The organism is Gammaproteobacteria bacterium (assembly GCA_035279405.1).
Classification (GTDB): domain Bacteria; phylum Pseudomonadota; class Gammaproteobacteria; order Natronospirales; family REEB76; genus REEB76.
Genome location: DATEHU010000055.1, coordinates 25480 through 46356 on the forward strand (window position 1 = coordinate 25480; position 20877 = coordinate 46356).

A 20877-nucleotide genomic window follows, 5' to 3' on the forward strand; every position below is an offset into this window, starting at 1 on the left:
TAAGCGAAGTGCGAAAGAGGGGGATTTTGAGTGCCTGGTAGTCACCGTTGTCGTCTCTTCAGGCGCTGTAGGCTCCCCACCAGAACCAACACCATGCTGATTACCACGATCACGACATTCCCAAGGCGCACATAGGGCGTACTGCCGGCATACGGTGGTGCGCGTACCGTCAACACGCCGACCTGATCTTCCGGCAGGCGGTCAACCACGCCGCCGTGCGGGTTCACCACGGCCGTGATGCCCGTATTGGTAGTCCGGAGCAGGTAGCGCCCCGCCTCCAGTGCCCGCATGCGCGAAATCTCGAAATGCTGCGGCAGCGCAATCGAATCGCCGAACCAGGCGTCGTTGGTGACGTTCACGAGAAACGCGGCCTCCGGCAAATCCCGCATGATCTCGCTGCCAAAGGCATCTTCGTAACAGATGGACGTCGCCACCGGATAACCCGCGACTTTCAGCAACGGTTGACGCGCGGCGCCCGCCGTGAACGACGCATACGGCAGATTGTGCGCTTCCAGCCACGCGGTCACCCACGCCGGCGCCGGAAAATACTCCGCCATGGGCACAAGGTGGCGCTTGTCGTACACCCCGTCATGCCCCCCAAGGCTGATCACGCTGTTATAGGCGTCGCCGTTCGACAGATTCTCGGTCAGGATGCCGAGCAGCATGTCCGTGCCGTGAGCGCGCGCCTCCTTCTCAATCGGGTCCAGGTAATCCTTCTGGACCTGATCGGCATACGCCGGGATCGCCGCCTCGGGCCAGATAATCACGCGGCTCGACCAGTGCGCGTCCGTGAGATGCAGATAACGCTCCAGCGTCACGGAAAATTCCTGCGGATCCCATTTGAGGCTCTGCGGAATGTCGCCTTGTATAAGGCTGAATTGGATCGGTGCGCCCGCGGGTCGGGTCCACGAGACCGTCGCCAAAACTCCGCCGGCAACCCAGACCGCGGCGAGCACGGCGATGGTCACAATCCGGACGCGCCACCCGGCCGACAGCAACACGCTCAGCAACAGGCCGGCGGATACCGCTACCGCGAGACTCACACCGTACACGCCCAGCAACGGTGCGTAGCCTTTCAAGGCGCTGCCGATCTGGCTGTAGCCGAGACTCAGCCACGGGAAACCGCTCAGCACCCAGCCGCGCAGCCATTCCAGCAATACCCATAGACCGGGCAGCAGCAGGACCCAGCGCCAGGCACTCGCGCGCGGCAGCAGCCAGACAGCCAGCGCACAGGCAATCGCACTGTACAGCGCCATGGCGACCACCACCGCGACGATCACGAGCATCGTCGCCCATACCGGCGCGCCGCTCACGCTGTGGATACTGATATAGAGCCAGTAAAGTCCGAAACCGAATTCGGCAATGCCGAACAGCAATCCGCGCCAGAAAGCGCGGCGCACACTGACGCCGTTCAGCAGCCAGAACAGCGCCGCAAGCGTAAGCACGGCCAGCGGATAAACGTTGAACGGCGCAAACGCAAACACCGTGAGCGCGCCGAGAATGAGCGCCAGCAAATCGCCAATCTTCCCCTGACGAATGCGGCTTTCCCAAGCACGCAGGATTGCGACTCGCCCTCTCTTTCCAAAGATGGGAACAATGTCTCTTGGGCTCATCGCTTTATGTTTTTCCACAATGTGGGAGCGGCCGTACCGGCCGCGATTCTCCTGCCAGAGCTTTAATCGCGGTGAATATCACCGCTCCCACACTTTCGGTCCCAATCCAATTGCGCTCTTGTGGGAGCGGTCGTACCGGCCGCGATATTCTTGCTTGAGTTTTAATCGCGGCGAATATCGCCGCTCCCACAATATCACCGCTCCCACAATATCACCGCTCCCACACTCTTCTTCACCGCGGCACTCATGCCGCGGGTTCTGGAACGGCGGGTGCACCGCCGTCTTTGCGCAGGACTTCCAGCAGATGCAGGCGCCGGCTGTCCGCGCGCAGCACCTTGAAGCGCAGGTTGCCGATCAGGGTTTTCTCGCCGCGTTTGGGCAGGTGGCCGAAGGCATGCGTGACCAGGCCGCCGACCGTGGCGTAGTCCGCGTCGCTGAACGAAGTCCCGAAGTATTCGTTGAAATCCCCGATGGGGGTCAGGGCCTTGACCGTGTAGCGCTTGTCGGTGTGCTTGAGGATGCGCGCCTCGTCATCCACGTCGTATTCGTCGTCAATGTCGCCGACGATCTGCTCCAGTACGTCCTCGATGGTCACCAGCCCCGCGGCGTTGCCGTATTCGTCGGCGACGATGGCCATGTGGTTGCGGCTGACCCGGAAGTTCTTGAGCAGCACGTTGAGCCGCATGCTCTCCGGAACCACGGGTGCCGGCCGCAGATATTCGCGCAGATTGAATTGGCCTTCCGGACTCTCCAGAAAGTGCTCCAGCAGGTCCTTGGCGAGCACGATGCCGACCACCTGGTCACGGCTCTCGCCCACCACCGGAAAGCGCGAGTGGCCGGAGTCCACCACGGTCCCGAGCGCAACGCGCAGCTCGGCGTCCTTTTCCAGCACCACCATCTGCGCGCGCGGAATCATGATGTCGCGTGCCTGCATGTCAGCCACCTGCAGGACGCCTTCCAGCATCGCCAGGGCTTCCGCGTCGAACAGGTTGCGCTCGCGTGCATCCTGCAGCAGCTCGAGCAGTTCCTCGCGGTCGCGGGGCTCGCCGGCCAGCGCCTGGCGCAGGCGCTCGAACCAGGGGCGCAAGCGATTGCTTCGATCGGAATCCGTGGCTTCGTTAGGCATATTTCGTGGGTACGCAGGTGGAAAGGTCGCTATTTTACCGGCTGCGGTCGGACTGCCCAAACCGCGGCAATTCAGGCCGCGTAAGGGTCCGAAAAGTCGAGTTTCCCGAGAATGGCCGTTTCCAGGGATTCCATCTTCGCCGCCTTGCGCTTGCCCACGTGATCATAACCGAGAAGATGCAGCGTGCCGTGCACCGTGAGATGCGCCCAGTGTGCTTTCGATGTCTTGTGCTGCGCTTTGGCCTCCCGCTGCACCACCGGCGCGCAAAGCACGAGATCTCCGAGCAGCGGGGAGCGCAGGCCGCTCGGAAGCTCCGCCGGGAAGGACAGCACATTGGTGGCGTAATCCCGCCGCCGCCAGCGGTGATTGAGCCGCCGGCCCTCGGCCTCATTCACCAGCCGGATCGTCAGCTCCGTGGCGCGCCGGTGGCCGGCGCCCGCAAGCGCTGCTGTCACCCAGCGGCGAAACATTGCGTCGCTCGGCAGACCGCGTAGACGCGTGGCGCGCTGGATTGTGACATCTACTCTCATCGCTATCTTTCCACACTGTGGGAGCGGTCTTGTGGGAGCGACGGTACCCGTCGCGATTCTCCTTCCAGAGTTTTGATCGCGGCGAATATCACCGCTCCCACAAAACCGGCACTCTAACAAATCCGAGACCAGCCTCTTGTGGGAGCGATTCTCTGTGGGAGCGGCCGTACCGGCCGCGATTCCCCTGCCGGTCCCAATCCAACTGCACTCTTGTGGGAGCGGTCGTCCCGACCGCGATTCCCCTGCCAGAATTTTGATCGCGGCGAATATCGCCGCTCCCACAAAACCGGCACTCTAACAAACCCGAGACCAGCCTCTTGTGGGAGCGATTCTCTGTGGGAGCGGTCGTACCGACCGCGATACTCTTTTCCTAGGTATCAATCGCGGCGAATATCGCCGCTCCCACAATATCACCACTCCAAAAAAATCACCGCTCCCACAAACACAACAGATTCCACAAACTTACCGCTTCAACAAAATCGCCGCTCACACGGATTCTTATCGATCCGGATCTTCCGCCGACCCGCGCTGCTCATAGGCAGTCACGATGCGCTGCACCAGCGGATGGCGCACCACGTCGGCCGCCGTAAAGAAGGTGAAACTCACATCCTGCATGTCGCGCAGCAAATCCACCGCGTCGCGCAAACCGGAACGCTGGTGGCGCGGAATGTCCACCTGCGTGATGTCGCCGGTCACCACGGTTTTGGAACCGAAGCCGATGCGCGTCAAAAACATCTTCATCTGGTCAATGGTGGTGTTCTGCGCCTCATCCAGAATGATGAAGGCATCATTCAGGCTGCGCCCGCGCATGAAGGCAAGCGGCGCCACCTCGATGACGCCATGTTCCTGCAAACGGCTGACGCGCTCGAAGCCGAGCATCTCGTAGAGCGCGTCATAGATCGGCCGCAGATAGGGATCCACCTTTTCCGCCATGCTGCCGGGCAGAAACCCCAGCCGCTCTCCGGCCTCGACCGCCGGGCGCACCAGCACCAGCCGGCGCGCGCGATCATTGTTGAGCGCGGCCACCGCGCTCGCCACCGCCAGATAGGTTTTGCCGGTGCCGGCCGGGCCGATGCCGAAGGTGAGATCGTGGCGCGCGATGTTCTGCAGATAGCGCCGCTGGTTCGGACCGCGGCCGTGCACCCGGCCTTCCTTGGTGGGAATCACGATCTCGTCGGCCACCTGCGCGCCGCCCGCGTCGTCCAGCAGGTCATTGATTCCGGATTGCTGCAGCATCAAGTGCACGGTCTCGCGGCGGATACGCTCATGCGCAGTCGCGGCATACAGTTCCTTCAGGATGGCAACGGCGACGCGCGCCGGTTCGGCATCGCCGATCACCCGGAACTGATTGCCACGGTTGTTGATCTCGACGCCGAGACGCTGCTCGATCTGCCGCAGATGCTCGTCGAACTGGCCGCAGAGGTTGGCGAGCCGCGCGTTGTCGGCGGGCTCCAGCGAAACATCAACGGAAAGTGGCTGCGTGCTCACAGCATCAAGGCCCGCGGGACTGTCCACTTGCCTCAAGATGGGCCTGTAATTCGACGACGCTACAAATGGAGAACTGCAATTTCCCGGTCAGCGCCAGCAGATCCCGATCACCTGTTACAAGCATATCCGCTTTTGCAACCGCAGCGAGTTCAATGAACTTTTGATCATGCGGATCTCGGCATTTGGAAAGATTGGGAAGTCTGGCCGGCATTTTCACCAATTCTGCAAACGGCAGGTAGTCCCTCAGCAATTCTTCCCGATCAGATTCGGATAATGCAAATTTCGGATAAGACAGAACACGATACAGTTCCTGCATCGTAACCTTATTCACCAGGGGAACCGCTGCCTGGCCGTGCCACGCCTGCCGTAGCCATACTACCCGCACCGCTGGAAAGAGCAATGCGGAATGACGACGTTCGTATCAAAAACGACCCGCGGGTTCACTGCTTACGGGCCCAGGCAACGGCCTTTTCAATATCCGCGGACGTAATGCCGAGTGCCTGCAATTTCTCCCGCACCGCTTCCGCGCGGCTGGTTTTCACGGGCGCCAGCACGATACGCCCGTTCTCCTCGCGCACGTCAAAGTATTCCACTGCGGGGAAACGGCTGATGACCGCCTTCGGCAGGGTAATCTGGTTCTTGGAGGTTTTCTTGGCAAGCATACAGCGCTCCTTGATGTAAGGAAACCTTACAAAAAGGATTTAAATCGTGCAAGCAGTTCCGAATCCCTGACGCTCACGCCCTGATTTCGCAGCCGTGAAAAAAGGCAAATACGGTTACGCCAAACACTGCTGCCGCCGTGTGTAGCGCGCTGTCGCCGGAGTCGGTACCGAACATCAGAAACGTTCACTGTCTCTGAGCTTGCGTACACTATCAGCAGCACCGCGCGCCGATTTGGACAACGACGCACGCAAGGCGCTGCGATCCGGGAATCCTGGCCAACTAGATTTGCGCACAGCAGTCAGGCGCGCCACCGCCCTGCCTCGCCGGACAATGACAACTTCCTGCCCCAAGGCAACCGAATCAAGGAGATGGGACAAACGTTCCCGCGCCTCGCGCACACTAACTTTTTCCATGTGACCGCCATAAGTTGTGTACACAATGATGTGTACATAAAAGAACAATGGAACACAAGCACCAGACTATCGTCGCGATTCCTTAAATCATCGCGGTCGGGACGACCGCTCCCACAGACCGTCGCTCCTACAAAACCAAGGTACTGGCTGCGTGGGAGCGGCGATATTCGCCGCGATCATATTCGTGTAACAGTTACTGCAGTGACAATCGCCTCTATCCACTCAGTCAAGCACAAGATAGAGGATGCATTTGCTGCTTCCGTTGAGGCAGAAGGGATTCTGTCGGTTTCGCCAATGTTCCCCGCAGGGAATTCTGTTTCACGTCGCTGATCAGCACGTCGGCGAAGCGTCCGATAAGGGACGCATCGCCCGCGAAGTTAACCCAGCGATTGCATTCGGTGCGTCCGGCGAGCTCACTCGCGTCGCGCGTCGCGTGTTTCTCCACCAGCACCCGCTGCACCGTTCCCTTGAGCCGTTGCATGTATAGCTGCCCGAAATCATGAATGCGGGCCTGCAAGCGCTCCAGCCGCCGCACCTTCTCCTCGTGCGCCACGCCATCCGGGAATTTCGCGGCCGGCGTCCCCGGCCGGGCGCTGTAGATGAACGCGAAGGCCTGATCGAATTGGACCTCCTCGATCAGCGTCATGGTTGCCGCGAAATCCCTGTCGGTTTCGCCCGGGAACCCGACGATGAAATCCGAGGACAGACTGATGTCCGGGCGCACTTCGCGCAGCTTGCGGATCTTGTCCTTGTATTCCAACACGGTGTAATTGCGCTTCATCATCGCGAGAATCCGGTCCGAGCCGCTCTGCACCGGGAGGTGCAGGTAATTGGCGAGTTTCGGCTGCTCCGCATAGGCACGGATCAGACGGGCACCGAATTCCAGCGGATGAGATGTGGTGAAGCGGATGCGTTCGATGCCGTCCACTGCCGCCATGTACTCGATGAGCAGAGCCAGATCGGCGACGGACCCGTCGAGCATCGGCCCGCGATAAGCGTTGACATTCTGGCCGAGCAGCGTGACCTCTTTCACGCCCTGCTCCGCCAGCTCGGCGATCTCGGCAATCACATCGTCGAACGGCCGGCTGACTTCCTCACCGCGCGTGTAAGGCACCACGCAGAAACTGCAGTACTTGCTGCAGCCTTCCATGATGGACACGAACGCCGTCGCGCCCTCGGCGCGCGGCGGCGGCAGATTGTCGAACTTCTCAATTTCCGGGAAGGAAATATCCACCACCGGCCGGTGCATGCGGCGGGTCTCGTCCAGCATCTGCGGCAGGCGGTGCAGCGTCTGCGGCCCGAACACCAGGTCCACAAACGGCGCGCGCTTGACGATACCCTCGCCTTCCTGGCTCGCCACGCAGCCCCCGACGCCAATCACCAGCTCCGGGCGCTGCTGCTTGAGTTCGCGCCACCAGCCAAGCTGGGAGAACACCTTCTCCTGGGCCTTTTCCCTCACCGAGCAGGTGTTCAGGAGAATCACGTCGGCGTCCTCGGCGCGGTCGGTCAACTCATAGCCGCGCGCGGCACGCAGCACGTCAGCCATCTTGCCCGAATCGTACTCGTTCATCTGGCAGCCGAAAGTTTTGATGAACAGCTTCGGAAGCATAACGGTTTTCAGCCTGAACCGAATCCGGTGATCATGATCCGCATGGGAAGTGCAAGGCCGGCGAAACCCGGCCTGCATTATAGAGCCGGCTTGAGTTACCTTCTCTCAGCAGGCGACACTCCTGACTGGAAATTTGTCGTCCGCCACCTCGCCGCACTCTTGCTGGCTGCGATCCGGCACCTATTTGACCAGCCTGATTGCCGCGCGTACGCGGCGCCGTTTGCGCTCTTCCTGCGACGCATTCGGATTGAATTCCGGCACGATGGCTTTGAGATCGCGCAGCGCCCGGTCCGCGTCGAGCGCGCCAATCGCGCCACTCAGACTCTCCATGCCACGCTCAAGCTGTCCCGGTTCGATCGGGCGACACTCGGCCAGCAGGAGCTTGGGATGCACAGTGGGTCTGAGCTTTTCTTGCGAGTAAAACAGCTCTTCATGCAGCTTTTCTCCGGGGCGCAAACCGGTGTAGGCAATCTCGATATCGCGCCCCACTTGAAGACCCGACAGCTGAATCATTTTCTGTGCCAGGTCCGCAATGCGCACGGGCTCTCCCATGTCCAGTACGAAGATCTCGCCACCCGTGCCAACCGCAGACGCCTGCAGAATCAGCGTGGCGGCCTCGGGAATGGTCATGAAGTAACGCGTGATCTCCGGGTGTGTAACCGTCACTGGCCCGCCGGCGGCAATCTGGCGTTCAAACAACGGGATCACGGAACCGGTCGAGGCGAGTACGTTACCAAATCGTGTGGTAATGAAATGCGTGCTTCCGGATCCATTCAGTCCTTGGCAATACAGTTCCGCCACGCGTTTCGTCGTCCCCATTACATTGGTGGGATTCACCGTCTTGTCCGTGGATATCAGCACAAACGTTTCGACACCATGTTGAATTGCCGCATCCGCCACCACCCGGGTTCCAATTACGTTGTTGCGTATTCCCTCGATGATGTTGTCTTCCACCATGGGCACATGTTTGTAGGCGGCGGCGTGAAAAATTACCTGCGGCTTCATCTGCTCGAATAAATTATTGACGGCACGCTCATCACGCACATCGCCAAGAAGACTGCTGAAGATGACAGCGGGACATTTCTCGCTCAATTCCCGATCAATGCGATATAGGTTGTATTCGCAGTTATCCAGTATTGTCAGCAACCCTGGCTCGTGCTGACCGATCCGGCGGCAAAGTTCGGAACCGATGGATCCGCCCCCACCGGTAACCAGCACGCGCTTGCCGCGCAGGAAATCGTGCACCGCGTGCCGATCGAAGACTACCGGCTCACGTCCCAGAAGGTCCTCGACGGTAACCGCGCGCAGGCGGGAAACTTCGACGCGGCCATCGGCCAGTTCGGCAAGCGACGGCAAAGTGCGGCACTGGACACCGAGCTCTGCACAGGCCCTGACCACCTGGTCCATGATCTTGTGCGGCGCAGATGGCATGGTGATTAACACCGATTTGACGGCGAGGTCCTGAACCAGTGTTGGAATGTCGGCCAGTGTGCCGAGTACACGTATACCACGGACCTCATGACCACGCATTTCAGCATCGTCGTCAACAAAGGCCACGGGGTAGAAATCCCCGTTACGCACCATGTCGCGTACCAGCATCTCCCCGGCGCGCCCGGCGCCGACCAGCAAGGCGCGGGTCTTGTCTTGTGAATCCAAATTGAGACCGCGATCCTTGTACGCGCGATACCCGACCCGCATGGCGCTCACGAAGCCGAGCAGCAAGACCGGATACAGTATCAGCACTGAACGCGGAACATTCCATAACCTTTGCAGCATGAAACACACGATGATCGTGGCGACCGCGCCCACCAGAACGGCCTTACCCAGACGGAACAAATCGGGAATGGATGCGAACCGCCAGATGCCGCGGTAGCAGCCAAAGGCCCAGAAGGTAAAACCGTGCAGAACCGTGGCAACCACCATGAATTCCACGGCTCCATCGAACCAACGCGTCGGAATCAGGTCCAGATTCAGGCGCAACCAGTAGGCCACCAGAATAGCGATCGGAACCCAGGACACGTCGTGGATAAAGACAGTCAGACGCCCACGCATTCCTTTCGTGTTGATCTTCATTCCTTCGTTCCCCAAATCATTTGAATTTTCATGATCCCCTAAAAGCGGGGGACGCATTATACGCCTTTTTGACATTTTGTCAGAAGCTACGGCGTAGCCCGCTCAAAGACTACGCGGCCTCGCGAAGACCTTCGCGTTGGCAAAGAATTTGTATGGCTATCGTAGTAGTTAAGCGCTCTAGGCCTGGTAATCCTCGATGGACGGATTCAAATCGCCGCCATGTACATCTCGCCGTTGGAACAAACCGGGAATAGAAGCGGATCCCCAGCTTACGCTGGCACCAATCGACAAACCAGAACTTTAATCGGTGTCGAACTGAGGCAACTGTCACGCGATCCACAATCGCGTGTAACCAATCCTGTGGAATCACGTCCAGATTCAGGCGGGACCAGTAGGCGCACAGAATACATTGGGATACACTTGCAACGTCATGTGCAAAGAATAGCGGCGGTCTCGACAATCTCTTATTCACTTCCCTATGCGCCCTATCTCCCATAGTGGCAAGGTCAAAACGCTCTGCCCCTTACATCCGGAAAAGATGCTTGGCCTTCTATTTTTTGAGGCTTTGAGATTCAACTCAGCTAATTTCATTGCGTATCAAGCGTCGTACCTGCGTACACGGCTTTCAAAGTTCGCCAAATAATTCCCACATCGGCCACCAGCCCCGATCTTGCAGCATAGTCTAGATTCAATTGGATTTTCTCCGGCATGATGCGCTCCACATAGATCCGTTCGGGGTCTTCGCAGCCCGCCAGCAGGTCGGCCTCGTCGCGGAAAGCAATAGAGGCTGGATCGGTGACGCCAGGCATTAGCTCTAATACCTTGCGCTGTTCATGGGAATATAGGGCCACGAAGCTGGGCACTTCCGGTCGTGGTCCAACCAAACTCATTTCCCCTTTGATGACATTGACCAGCTGTGGTAGTTCGTCAATCTTGAATTTCCTGAGCCAACGGCCAACACGAGTAATTCTCGGATCGCGCCCTACAGTCAGCACGTGCCCGAGGCGCTCCGCATCACGTACCATGGTCCTAAATTTCAAAATGTGAAAATGCCGCCCGCGAAACCCAACGCGTTCTTGACGGAAAAGCGCTGGCGCTCCATCGGAAAACAGAATTAGCAAGATAATGATCATAAATATTGGTGTGAGTATTACAACACCAACAGAACTAATTACCAGGTCAAAAGCGCGTTTCCCGCGACGCATTCTTTTAACGCCGGTGGCTCCGCACAACATCGCACACCGCTTCGATGACATCCGCTACGTCATCGTCCGTTAATTTTGGATGGAGCGGTAAACTTAACAACCGCTGGTAATTTGAGTAAGCCACCGGAAAATCTTCTGGCTGGTACCCATATTTATCTCGATAGTATGGATGCAGATGCAGCGGAATAAAATGCACTGAGGAACCAATGTTCCGTTGCCTGAGTTCTTCGATAAACTGATCGCGTCCAATAGTTAAGCTCTCCTGGTTGAGCCTCAAAACATAAAGGTGCCAAGCGTGTTCAACATAGTTGCGTTCTGTAGGAACCTGTAATGCCGGGATATCAGAGAAGGCCTCGTTATAAAGTTTAACTATTTGGCACCGGCGCGCTTGGAAGTCCCTTAGTTTGCCTAGCTGTACCAGCCCCATCGCCGCCTGGATGTCCGTCATGTTGTATTTAAAGCCCGGCATGGTTATTTCGTAATACCAACTGCCTCCCTTACCGTACCGCTGCCACGCATCTCTGCTCATGCCATGCAGGCTCAACACACGGGCCTTCTCCACAAACTCGGGTGTACCAGTGAGCATCCCCCCCTCGGCCGTAGTCAAATTTTTCGTGGCATAAAAGCTGAACGCAGTCGGGTTACCACTCGAACCCACAAACTGGCCATGGTATCTGGCGGGTAACGCGTGCGCTGCATCTTCAATGACTGTCAATTGATACTCATTGGCGACAGCCATTACTCTATTCAGCTCTACCGGATGTCCGGCGTAATGCACAATCAGAATCGCCTTCGTTCTTGAGGTGACAGCTCGGCGAATCTGATCGGGATCAATATTTAAGGTATCTGGCTCCACGTCTACCAGAACGGGCTTGGCACCCACGTGCTCAATTACGTTGATTGAAGCGGCAAAGGTCATGGGTGTCGTGATGACTTCGTCTCCGCTACCGATACCCGTGGCCGCCAACGCAAGATGCAATGCACCCGTACAAGAATTCAGCGGAAGCGCGGCGGGCGCATGCACAAACTCCATGAATTCTTTCGCGAAGCGCTGAGTCTTCGGCCCAGTGGTAATCCATTGGGACTTCAAGGTATCCACGACTTCATCTATCTCTTCCTGCCCTATGGAAGGAGGAGAGAATAAAAGAAAATGATCACGCATCTTAATTTTCACCTATTCACACAAGGGCGTCCGTGCACCACTCAAGGTCGCGACCGCTTTATCGCGAAATGCATCCCCAAGCATAAAGCCCATACATGGAATGCGATACGCCGGTACCTACTGCATCGCATCCTCGCTGTTAGTGCGTCCGATTAAATCCAGCTTAGCGGCAGAGCCGCGCAGTCACGAGAGCCACAACCACCCGGTGCCGACGCGTCGCTCGTCACGGCCGATACGGAATCGGTGCCCCGGTGACCCGCACCTGCAAGTCCTATTGCTGCCGTCACCCTCGCCATGCATCCAAACATCGCCACGCTGTCAGCCACCGTCCTCCAAGGGCTTCCCTATCCAGCACAACACGTGCGTTCGCCAGAATGGGAAAACGTTGAACACACTATATAAGATCGGATGAAGCCTGCACACGATACGGCTGATTGGAGGCGCCAGTGTCACTCGCCGTGTATCAATTGACGCTTCCGGAAACAAAGCCCTTACCCGACGGAGCGGGACGCCGCGCACGTCGGGATTACTGGGATTGTCGAAGGTGAAGTCGTACCACAGCACCCCCCCCCCAGGCCGTACCCACTCCCACATGCGCCGCGCAAGATTGGCCTGAAAAGCGTTATCAAGAATTGATGTGAATACCGTAGATTGATACACAATGTCGAAACTATTCGCCGGCAAATCGAGCTCTAACGCATTCCCTTCGTGCAACACCACGGCATCCGGAAGACGCCTACGCCCGAAGGCTGCGCGTTCCGGTAGCAGCTCGTTGGCTACTAAATTGCGTGGATCGAACCCCAGTCTCAGAAGCTCCAGCAGGTTGCCCCCGCTGCCACACCCTATCTCCAGCAGCCGCAGGTCCTTCAGCTCCGCCGTACTGTGACGGGTCAATAGTTCGATCAAGGCACGCTGCCGCTCCTGCACACCTTGCCAGACGGCCGGATTCAGCATGCTATAACGTGCATCGTTGCCCAATGCACGGCGCCGCCCATAATGCGCGGCAATGCGCTCGGTCTCTGACGAATTTTCAGGCACCGGATATTGCCTCGATAAACCGCTTGGCCAACACCGGATAAAGGTGATTTTCCAGAACGAATGCGCGTCCGCGTTCGCCCAACGATGCACGCTGCTTTGGCGACAGACGTGCAAGATCAAGAACGGCATGTCGGATCGCAGCGGGGTCTTCTGGCGGTACAGTGCGGCCGCAACCTGCTTCGGTCACGGGATCGTTGCCCGCCTCGATCGCCATCACGATCGGCTTTTTCGCCATCATGTAATCCATTAATTTGTTGGGGGCAATCCCGAACCGGAACAGCCTTTGTTGCTGCAATCCGATGAATGCGATATCAATCTTGTCCAAGAAGGTCGGAATCGCAGATTTTGGAATCGCTGTCAGCATCGTGATGTTCCGAATGTTTTCATCCCGAACCCTCTGCATCAGCCGCTCGCGCTCCGGTCCCGTACCCACCATCACGACCTCAGCTTTGGATTGCATCGATTTAGCCGCATCGAGCAACGTGTCCAAGGCATTGGCCAATCCGTGACTTCCAGCGTAACCGACAATGGGCAGCCCACTGCCGCGGACACGGTTCAACTCCGCGGCAACTTTGTCCGGCAAAGGATCAAAATTGCGCCACTCGCTCTCGTCAACCCCATTCGGCACGTAATGCCACTTTGAAGAATTCAATCCCTTTGAGACCATGTATTCAAGGGTGTTGGGTAACATAGATACCACGATATCGGCACGCCTGTAGGCATAATTCTCAGCCCACTGTACCCACAATATAAACGGATGCCACTTTGGAATACCGCCCAGTTCAATCGGCGTCAGTGGCCAAAGGTCGTGTACTTCATATACAAGCTTCGCGCCAGCCAATCGCGCAATGCGCCTCGCTGGCCAGATATCCATGGGGTAGGTACTTGAGGCGATTACTACGTCCGGTTTCATGGCTTGCGCGATATACCGCGCATCGCGCCATATTGCGTAAAGGAATGCCAACATGTTTTTAACACGCCCAGGTCCGTTACCTCGGTATTCGGGCGTGCGATACCACCGGTACGCTATGCTGTCGATAACCTCATCCCGTATCGCTTGCCCATCGAGTCCCGGCTGGTGACTCCGTAAATGTGAGTAAGATGCCGCCAGTATCGCAACCCGATGCCCTGTACGCGCCCATTCGCGAGCCAGGTAATAGGAGCGGAACTCCATGCCATGACGCAGGGATCCCGCGTAGTGATTTATAAGAACAATATTCATTTGGCCAAGCCGTCGGCCAAACAGCGTACGATCCGCTGCGCAGCGTCCCCCCGCCCGTAAGGCTCTACATTTGCGCCTTGCCTACCCACAGCCGCCTCGATAGCAAATTGAATTGCTTCCGGGCTGACTGGAGGTGCAAGGGCGTTCCAACCGGCTGACACCAATTCGACCCACTCGGTTTCATCGCGCAGAGTGACACATGGCACGCGATGGAAAAACGCTTCCTTCTGTACTCCACCAGAATCGGTGGCAATAACGGCCGCCGAGCGTTCCAACTGCACTATCTCCAGGTAGCCGAGCGGCTCGGTCAGGAGCACTGCGCGTTCCACCGCCGGCAACATGCCGGTCTGGCTCAGCACGCCCCGCGTGCGCGGGTGGAGGGGCCATACCACTGGTAAATGCCGGCTTGTTTCGATAAAGGCGTCCACAATTACCCGCAGGCGCTCTGGGTCATCGGTGTTTTCTGCACGATGGATAGTGGCCAGCACATAATGCTTGTCCTGCAGCCCCAACCGCATCACTGCATTGGTCTTCATCCGACTGGCGCGCTCGCCATGTTGCAGGGCCACGTCATACATCACGTCGCCCACTTGATGAACCCGCGACGGATTGATACCTTCCCGCTGCAGATGAGTAACAGCTCCGTCGGTGGGCGCGAAAAGCCATTTCGATACTTGATCTGTCAGGATACGATTAATTTCCTCTGGCATGCTCATATTGAACGAGCGCAAACCAGCCTCGACATGAGCGACGGGAATGTGCAGTTTTGCAGCTGCCAAGGCTCCGGCGAGTGTGGAATTGGTATCCCCGTACACGAGGACTATGTCGGGGCTCTCAGACAGCAGCACCTTTTCTACTTCAATAAGCATGCGTCCGGTCATCTCGCCGTGATTGCCGCCGCTAATGCCCAGATGATACTTGGGATCCGACATTTCCAAATCGGTGAAAAACACCTCAGACATATTTGGATCAAAATGCTGTCCAGTATGCACCAGTACCTCGTTCATGCGACCGTCTTTTATCATGACGGCAGACACAACACTCGCTTTGACAAACTGTGGGCGCGCTCCCAATACTGTAACGATTTTCGTCATACCCGATGACTTGAGCACTGGGCACGCATAGCGATTGTCTGCTTATAAGTTTCGATCATAATGTCGAGTGATTTGCGCCAAGTGTAAAGTTTCAGGGCACGTTCACGACCGGCATCGCCCATTTGTCGTCGGAGTTCCGCGGAACTTATCAGCCGATCCAAACTCTGCGCGGCCGCATCTGGATCGTCGCGAGGTACAACAAAGCCGGTCGTGCCGTCTTCAACCACTTCCGCTAAGCCCTCGACATCGGAAACCACTACAGGCAAGGCACACATCGCGGCCTCAACGGCTGCAACGCCGAAACTCTCACTGTCAAGACGACTGAGCGCTACAAAAATATCCAATCGAGCAAGCATAGACGGCACCCGATCGTAGCTTACCTCACCGTGAAAGACGACGGCCGAACCCAAGCCCAAGTCGCGTGACAACGACTCCAACTCTTGACGCGCTGGTCCGTCACCTGTTATTTCGAGCCTGAGCGCAGGCACACCAGCCCTTGGCCGCAAACGGGCGAATGCTTGGATCAAGGTATCAACGCCATACTTGGGAGTCAGCGTTTTCACGGTACCAACCGTCAGGCAGTGCTGTCCGGCTACCTGTGGAATTTCCTGAAACTGCTCCTCGTCCACACCGAAAGGAGTCACTGCGACGCGAGCTGCAGGATAGATTCTGCGCACCATGCGTGCCATGCAGTGGCTGGTCGAGGCTATCTGCGTTGCACACCTGAGGTTGGCACGCACGATGCGCCTGTGTACCGGTGATTTGCGAGGAAAGTCGTACACGTCAGCGCCCCATACCGACAGCAACAACGGCGAAAACCCACTCAAGCGAGCCAACAAACCATAGCCCGTCGCATAGTGCACATTCATCAGGTCAGGGGCGACGTCACTCAGCAAACCTCGTAACGCTCGCGCAGCAACTATATATCCGGCCGACGACCAGAACGGTAGCGCGTGCAAAATCACCGAGGGAGAGAACGCTTGTGTCGCGTGATGCAGTGAAACTACATGCACGTCCAAACCCCGCCCGGCCAAGCCATTCGCCCAACGCATTGTGTGAACGGAGCTTGCAGGCGCCAACAGCACAACCTTCATTTTGAAGCTTCGATCCGCCCACTAGTGCTACGCGCATTTGCATTCGCGACTTGTGTAGCATAACTGCTACCCCTTAATTTGACTCTTGATTTGTGCGCTCGCATTCGCAGAACATTTATGATCCGCCCCGCTATTACCACAAAAACCGCTAAATAAATAAAGTAACCAAACCCAATAACCGAATTGCCTCGGGCCACAAACAAGAACCCAGCAATGGTAGGCCCCAACACGAGCAAAGCACGTGTATCGCTCATGTGTGTCAGGCATCGGTCAATGAATACACACAATGCACCCACAATCACCACGCTTATAATCAACGACGGCCATTGGCCGGATACGAACATTTCGCCAAATAATGTCGGATGTATCGATCCATAATCGCCGCTAAGATAGGATTTTCTAAGTAAGTCGGCACCCGCCGCATGTGCAAACAAACCGTGTGAGTAGGCGGCGGCCCAGAGCTGATAGGTAACATCCATTGGCTTGGATAGCAAATGCACAGAATACGGAATGAAAAACAGTGCGAGGCGATGTATTGATGTCATAAAACCGAACGTATCGGACGGGGCCAATTCAATCGAGAACATGAAATATTTCACGATTGCCGCCTCCCCTCCAGAAATATGTCTGACTACAGGATTGGATATGAATAAACTAAAAATATCCCCATTCGAGAGTGCCGCCAACAACTCATCCAACCCAAATCCCCGAATAAAGCGCAGCGCCACCTGGGCGCAAAAACCTAAGAGAACAATAATTATCAGAATGCGCAGCTGTTTTAGCCGCGACCGCTGCCGCATAAAAACTATCCACACCCAAAATCCAAGCGCACCCAGCATTGCAGCGCGCGAACCTAACAATACAAAACTGACGATATTAATCACAAATAAGCTAAGCGCCAGGAATTTCTTGCCCCTGATTACTGCTGAAGCAATGCCTGGAGTTCCAAGCAATAGAAAGAATGCTGCGACAGAGGTCTCAAATCCGTTCGTGGTTCGGGCAACGTTCCAGGCAGCGCCGAGATTGCTACGAGTGTGCAAGAGTAGAACCAATGCTATACAGCTAGCAATCGTGGCCCATTTCGTGTGATCGCTTGCCGAGCGCCACATACGCAGAACCCATAGATTAGCGCTACCCGCCTCCCGGTACGGAAACGTTTGCTCAAATGCGACGATCGAAAGCACCAAGACCACGCTCCCCACGGCAAAGACCAAAGCCGCAGTTCCAATGACATCTGTTGAAAAGGTCTCCGAAAGAGTCCCGATCTGCTCAAACGCAAAAAAACCGTAAATAGCGAGTCCGCCGAACAGAACGCCGTACACTTTTCCTCGGCATATTGAGTGCCATGCGCAAAAGAGTAAGAAGATAGTGGTGATGCCAAATGAAATAAATATTATTGCGTTATCCATGTCCCCTCGCTAATCGCACCAACAAATGCAGCTGGACACTCCCAAAACGTTCACTGCTCTATTGGTTCCCGCTTTCTAATGAACCTTGCGGGCACGCCACCCCATATCTCATTCTCGGGGACATCCTTAGCGACGACTGCACCAGCGGCAATTACGGCACCATCGCCGATCCTTACGCCTCTCAATATGACTACGTTGACACCGATCCACACGTCATCGCCGATTACCGGGGGCGGGACGTTGTCCGTCGTGGTGCTCGGCATGCTCCCCGACGCCTGAGCACGGAATGGTGATGTGGTCCAAGAATCCAAGCGGTGCTCAGTCGGTCCGATGATGACGTTATAGGCGATGGAACACCAGTCGCCGATTTTGCCCGAAAAGATGCTCCCAGAATTGACGTAGGTTCCCCGGCCAATAACCACACCAGAAGCCACTTCAACCCTGCCGAGGTAGGCCGTCTTCCTAAGCACCGCCCGCGGACTGACTCGCGCGCCGGCCAGTCGCACTCCGAGTAGCGAAGCACGTACCCATCCTGCAAAGTACCAGCACTTTCGCGCGACAATTCGACATATATTCAAAGCGAGTGTCATTGCTTCAGTACTTACCCGGTTGCTTTCATTGGTCCGACTTGTCGAAGTAAGGTTATCCACAGGTTCCGAATAATTGAGCGGTCGACAAACATTGCAATTCCTAGCAGAACCCACCATCCCGCAATGGCGACGCGTGGCGATCGTGGACCGAATACCGCATACGCAAGAGCGAACAACAGACAGAAGATTGCGTAACTGTGCACTTTGACGCGCCGGAGCCTGTGCCACGTCATAGCAGAGAATTCAGTACGCAGCGCAAAAAACAACCAGAACGCACATGCGGTAGCGCACATGGCTCCGAGGGCACCGAATCTCGGCACCAACACGAAGCAAAGTGCGATGTTGAAAATCACGGCCGCTCCCGATGCTGCAAGCGATAAAACCGTCCGTCGGCTGACGGCAATGCCAATTCCGGTGACCTCGGAAAGGGTGTAGAACATTGGCGAGATCATACAACCCACGACCAGGAATGACACGCGCCCGTAAGCCGATGGGAGCACATAGTCCAAGATCCACGAGGATCCTCCGACCAGACACAAGATGATCACCATCACGACAATTACCTGGGACGTAACGCTATCCACGCGTTTCGCCGCATCTCGATCGTCCGCCACCCATCTGTAGACCAGCGGCGCCCAAACCGTGTTGAAGATGCTGGCCAGAATGGTCACGCCGGCCGCAATGCTGGCGGCGACCGAGTAGATCGCGAGTTCCTCGTAGGTAGACATGGCGCGCAGAAACACCCGATCGAGTGTCGCAACGCCCCACGTGGCGATGCCTGCAAACGCTAGGGGCAAGCCAAAACTCAGCAGTCGTTGAAATTGCGAGCGATCAAGTTTCGCATGAATCGACTGCCACCAGTCTTGGTGGGTGCTCCAACCAAATGTAACTAGCGCGAGCGCGAGCGCGGTAACTTGGGCAAGCATCAGCATCATGAACGTTCGGGATGTGGTAAATAGAGCGTAGCCCAAGACGATCAATAAAAGGACCAGTTTGCTGAGTATTTGGCTCATTGAGTAAGTGAATCCGCGATCCTGCATCCGGAGGATTACGGAAAAAAATCGGGACAAGTACGCGATAACCAGGCAGGCCGCCGCAATGCCGCTCAAGACAGCCGAGTCAATGCCAAACAACAATTTAGAAAGAAGTGGGGGGTCGGACAAAGCGAGGAACATCAGTACACCAAGCAACATAGCAAGGCCAGGTACTGTCGCGTTTAGGAGCAGCGTTCCATGGTCGTGCGACTCGTGATATTCGCGCGCGTAGGCTTGGTCGAGACCCAAACAGCAGGATACGATTGACAATCCGATCGCCACCTGAAGCATAGAAAGCTTGCCGATCATTTCCGGAGGAAATATCCAGGCCATAACCGGCAGACTTATAAACGAAAGCAGTCCGACGCCGACAGGTCCTAACGCAAATCCGATGACAGCGCGGCGATCCATCACCGACTCGCCCATTGGGCTAAGACCTCCGCAACTCGTTGGATTTTCTCGGTATCCAAATACGGGTGCATAGGCAAGCTCATTACACGTTCGGCCACGGCGTCTCCCACCGGCAGGGTCACTGCGCTATCGGCCACCGCAGGCTGGCGGTTGAGTGGAATAGGGTAATGTACGGCAGTGGGGATACCGGTAGCTTTCAACTTTTCTTGTACCGCGGCGCGCCGGTCAACCTGAATGGTGTACTGCGCCCATGCACTCACATTGTATGCTTCAATGAAGGGTGTGGTGGTAATGCCCGCTTCGCTGAATAGCTTTGTATAGGCCTGCGCCACTTTCTGACGCAACGCAATTTCATCACCCAGGATTTCAAGCTTGGCCAGCAAAATGGCAGCCTGTAGTGTATCCAGCCGGCTGTTTACGCCAATTCGAACGTGGTGATAACGGCGATCTTGGCCATGCCGGGCAATCTGACGCATGACCTTGGCCAACTCGTCTTCACCAGTAAAAATCGCCCCGCCGTCGCCATAGCAGCCTAATGGCTTACTGGGGAAAAAGCTCGTGCAAGCAATTGTGGTCAGGTTACAGCTCTTGCGACCCTTGTAGCTCGCGCCGAAGCTCTGCGCGGCATCTTCGATAACTGGAATACGGTGCTTCTTCGCAATGGCGTTAATGGCATCGTAGTCGGCACACTGACCGTAGAGCGACACGGGTATGATCGCTTTGGTCCTTGGTGTGATGGCCGCCTCCAGCAGTGCCGGATTCAAGTTGTAGGTGCGTGGGTCTATATCCACGTAAATCGGCCTGGCCCCCAAAAGCGCTACTGTCTCGGCGGTGGCGATGTAGGTAAACCCCGGGGTAATAACCTCATCGCCAGGACCAACACCCAGCGCCATTTGAGCGATCTGAAGTGCGTCGGTGCCGTTGGCCACTGTGATGCAGTGCTTGGCGCCCACGTAGGTCGCCAGTCGTTCCTCCAGTTCACCAACTTCCGGACCGAGAATGTACTGGCCATGGGCCAGCACGCGCCGGATGCCGGCGTCAATTTTGTCCTTGATACGGGCCTGTTGGGCATGAAGGTCAACGAAGTTAATCATGTTTTCCAG

The 20877-nt window shown here is 56.7% G+C and carries 19 protein-coding genes; all 19 read right to left on the reverse strand.

The window, feature by feature from the left end:
• Positions 1-41 precede the first annotated feature (41 nt).
• Positions 42-1514, reverse strand: a complete 1473-nt coding sequence (gene lnt, locus VJR90_11155; protein HKV98027.1) for an apolipoprotein N-acyltransferase — start codon at positions 1512-1514, stop codon at positions 42-44.
• Between the two features lie 343 nt (positions 1515-1857).
• On the reverse strand, positions 1858-2739 hold the full coding sequence (locus VJR90_11160) for a transporter associated domain-containing protein (GenBank protein HKV98028.1): 882 nt from the start codon (positions 2737-2739) through the stop codon (positions 1858-1860).
• A 71-nt stretch (positions 2740-2810) separates the two neighbouring features.
• Complete coding sequence (gene ybeY, locus VJR90_11165) at positions 2811-3209, reverse strand: rRNA maturation RNase YbeY (protein ID HKV98029.1); 399 nt, start codon at positions 3207-3209, stop codon at positions 2811-2813.
• A 558-nt stretch (positions 3210-3767) separates the two neighbouring features.
• Positions 3768-4757, reverse strand: coding sequence for a PhoH family protein (locus VJR90_11170; protein HKV98030.1), 990 nt, complete (start codon positions 4755-4757; stop codon positions 3768-3770).
• Between the two features lie 4 nt (positions 4758-4761).
• Positions 4762-5088 (reverse strand): putative toxin-antitoxin system toxin component, PIN family, encoded by a 327-nt coding sequence (locus VJR90_11175; GenBank protein ID HKV98031.1) that lies wholly within the window; start codon positions 5086-5088, stop codon positions 4762-4764.
• Positions 5089-5197: 109 nt separating this feature from the next.
• A complete protein-coding gene (locus VJR90_11180) occupies positions 5198-5419 on the reverse strand; it encodes an AbrB/MazE/SpoVT family DNA-binding domain-containing protein (protein ID HKV98032.1) in 222 nt (73 codons plus the stop codon).
• A 174-nt stretch (positions 5420-5593) separates the two neighbouring features.
• Positions 5594-5833 (reverse strand): type II toxin-antitoxin system prevent-host-death family antitoxin, encoded by a 240-nt coding sequence (locus VJR90_11185; protein HKV98033.1) that lies wholly within the window; start codon positions 5831-5833, stop codon positions 5594-5596.
• A gap of 226 nt (positions 5834-6059) precedes the next feature.
• Positions 6060-7442: a tRNA (N6-isopentenyl adenosine(37)-C2)-methylthiotransferase MiaB gene (gene miaB / locus VJR90_11190; protein ID HKV98034.1), complete on the reverse strand. Its 1383-nt coding sequence runs from the start codon at positions 7440-7442 to the stop codon at positions 6060-6062.
• A gap of 180 nt (positions 7443-7622) precedes the next feature.
• A complete protein-coding gene (locus tag VJR90_11195; protein HKV98035.1) occupies positions 7623-9515 on the reverse strand; it encodes a nucleoside-diphosphate sugar epimerase/dehydratase in 1893 nt (630 codons plus the stop codon).
• A 587-nt stretch (positions 9516-10102) separates the two neighbouring features.
• Complete coding sequence (locus tag VJR90_11200) at positions 10103-10720, reverse strand: sugar transferase (GenBank protein ID HKV98036.1); 618 nt, start codon at positions 10718-10720, stop codon at positions 10103-10105.
• A 4-nt stretch (positions 10721-10724) separates the two neighbouring features.
• A complete protein-coding gene (locus VJR90_11205) occupies positions 10725-11882 on the reverse strand; it encodes a DegT/DnrJ/EryC1/StrS aminotransferase family protein (GenBank protein HKV98037.1) in 1158 nt (385 codons plus the stop codon).
• A gap of 318 nt (positions 11883-12200) precedes the next feature.
• The gene (locus tag VJR90_11210) at positions 12201-12836 is read right to left on the reverse strand and encodes a class I SAM-dependent methyltransferase (GenBank protein HKV98038.1); all 636 of its coding nucleotides are present in this window, start codon (positions 12834-12836) and stop codon (positions 12201-12203) included.
• Between the two features lie 76 nt (positions 12837-12912).
• On the reverse strand, positions 12913-14142 hold the full coding sequence (locus VJR90_11215) for a glycosyltransferase family 4 protein (protein HKV98039.1): 1230 nt from the start codon (positions 14140-14142) through the stop codon (positions 12913-12915).
• Positions 14139-15236 carry a UDP-N-acetylglucosamine 2-epimerase (non-hydrolyzing) gene (gene wecB, locus VJR90_11220; GenBank protein HKV98040.1) on the reverse strand — a complete coding sequence of 366 codons (1098 nt, stop codon included), beginning with the start codon at positions 15234-15236 and terminating at the stop codon, positions 14139-14141. Before wecB ends, VJR90_11215 begins: the two co-directional genes overlap by 4 nt.
• Positions 15233-16330, reverse strand: a complete 1098-nt coding sequence (locus VJR90_11225) for a glycosyltransferase (GenBank protein ID HKV98041.1) — start codon at positions 16328-16330, stop codon at positions 15233-15235. The genes wecB and VJR90_11225 overlap by 4 nt, the downstream gene beginning before the upstream one ends.
• Positions 16327-17739 (reverse strand): hypothetical protein, encoded by a 1413-nt coding sequence (locus VJR90_11230; GenBank protein ID HKV98042.1) that lies wholly within the window; start codon positions 17737-17739, stop codon positions 16327-16329. Before VJR90_11230 ends, VJR90_11225 begins: the two co-directional genes overlap by 4 nt.
• Positions 17740-17789: 50 nt before the next feature.
• A complete protein-coding gene (locus VJR90_11235) occupies positions 17790-18446 on the reverse strand; it encodes a DapH/DapD/GlmU-related protein (protein ID HKV98043.1) in 657 nt (218 codons plus the stop codon).
• Entirely contained in the window at positions 18341-19789 is a 1449-nt protein-coding gene (locus tag VJR90_11240) for a lipopolysaccharide biosynthesis protein (protein ID HKV98044.1), read from the reverse strand. Before VJR90_11240 ends, VJR90_11235 begins: the two co-directional genes overlap by 106 nt.
• Complete coding sequence (locus VJR90_11245; GenBank protein ID HKV98045.1) at positions 19774-20868, reverse strand: DegT/DnrJ/EryC1/StrS family aminotransferase; 1095 nt, start codon at positions 20866-20868, stop codon at positions 19774-19776. The genes VJR90_11240 and VJR90_11245 overlap by 16 nt, the downstream gene beginning before the upstream one ends.
• Between the last annotated feature and the right edge of the window lie 9 nt (positions 20869-20877).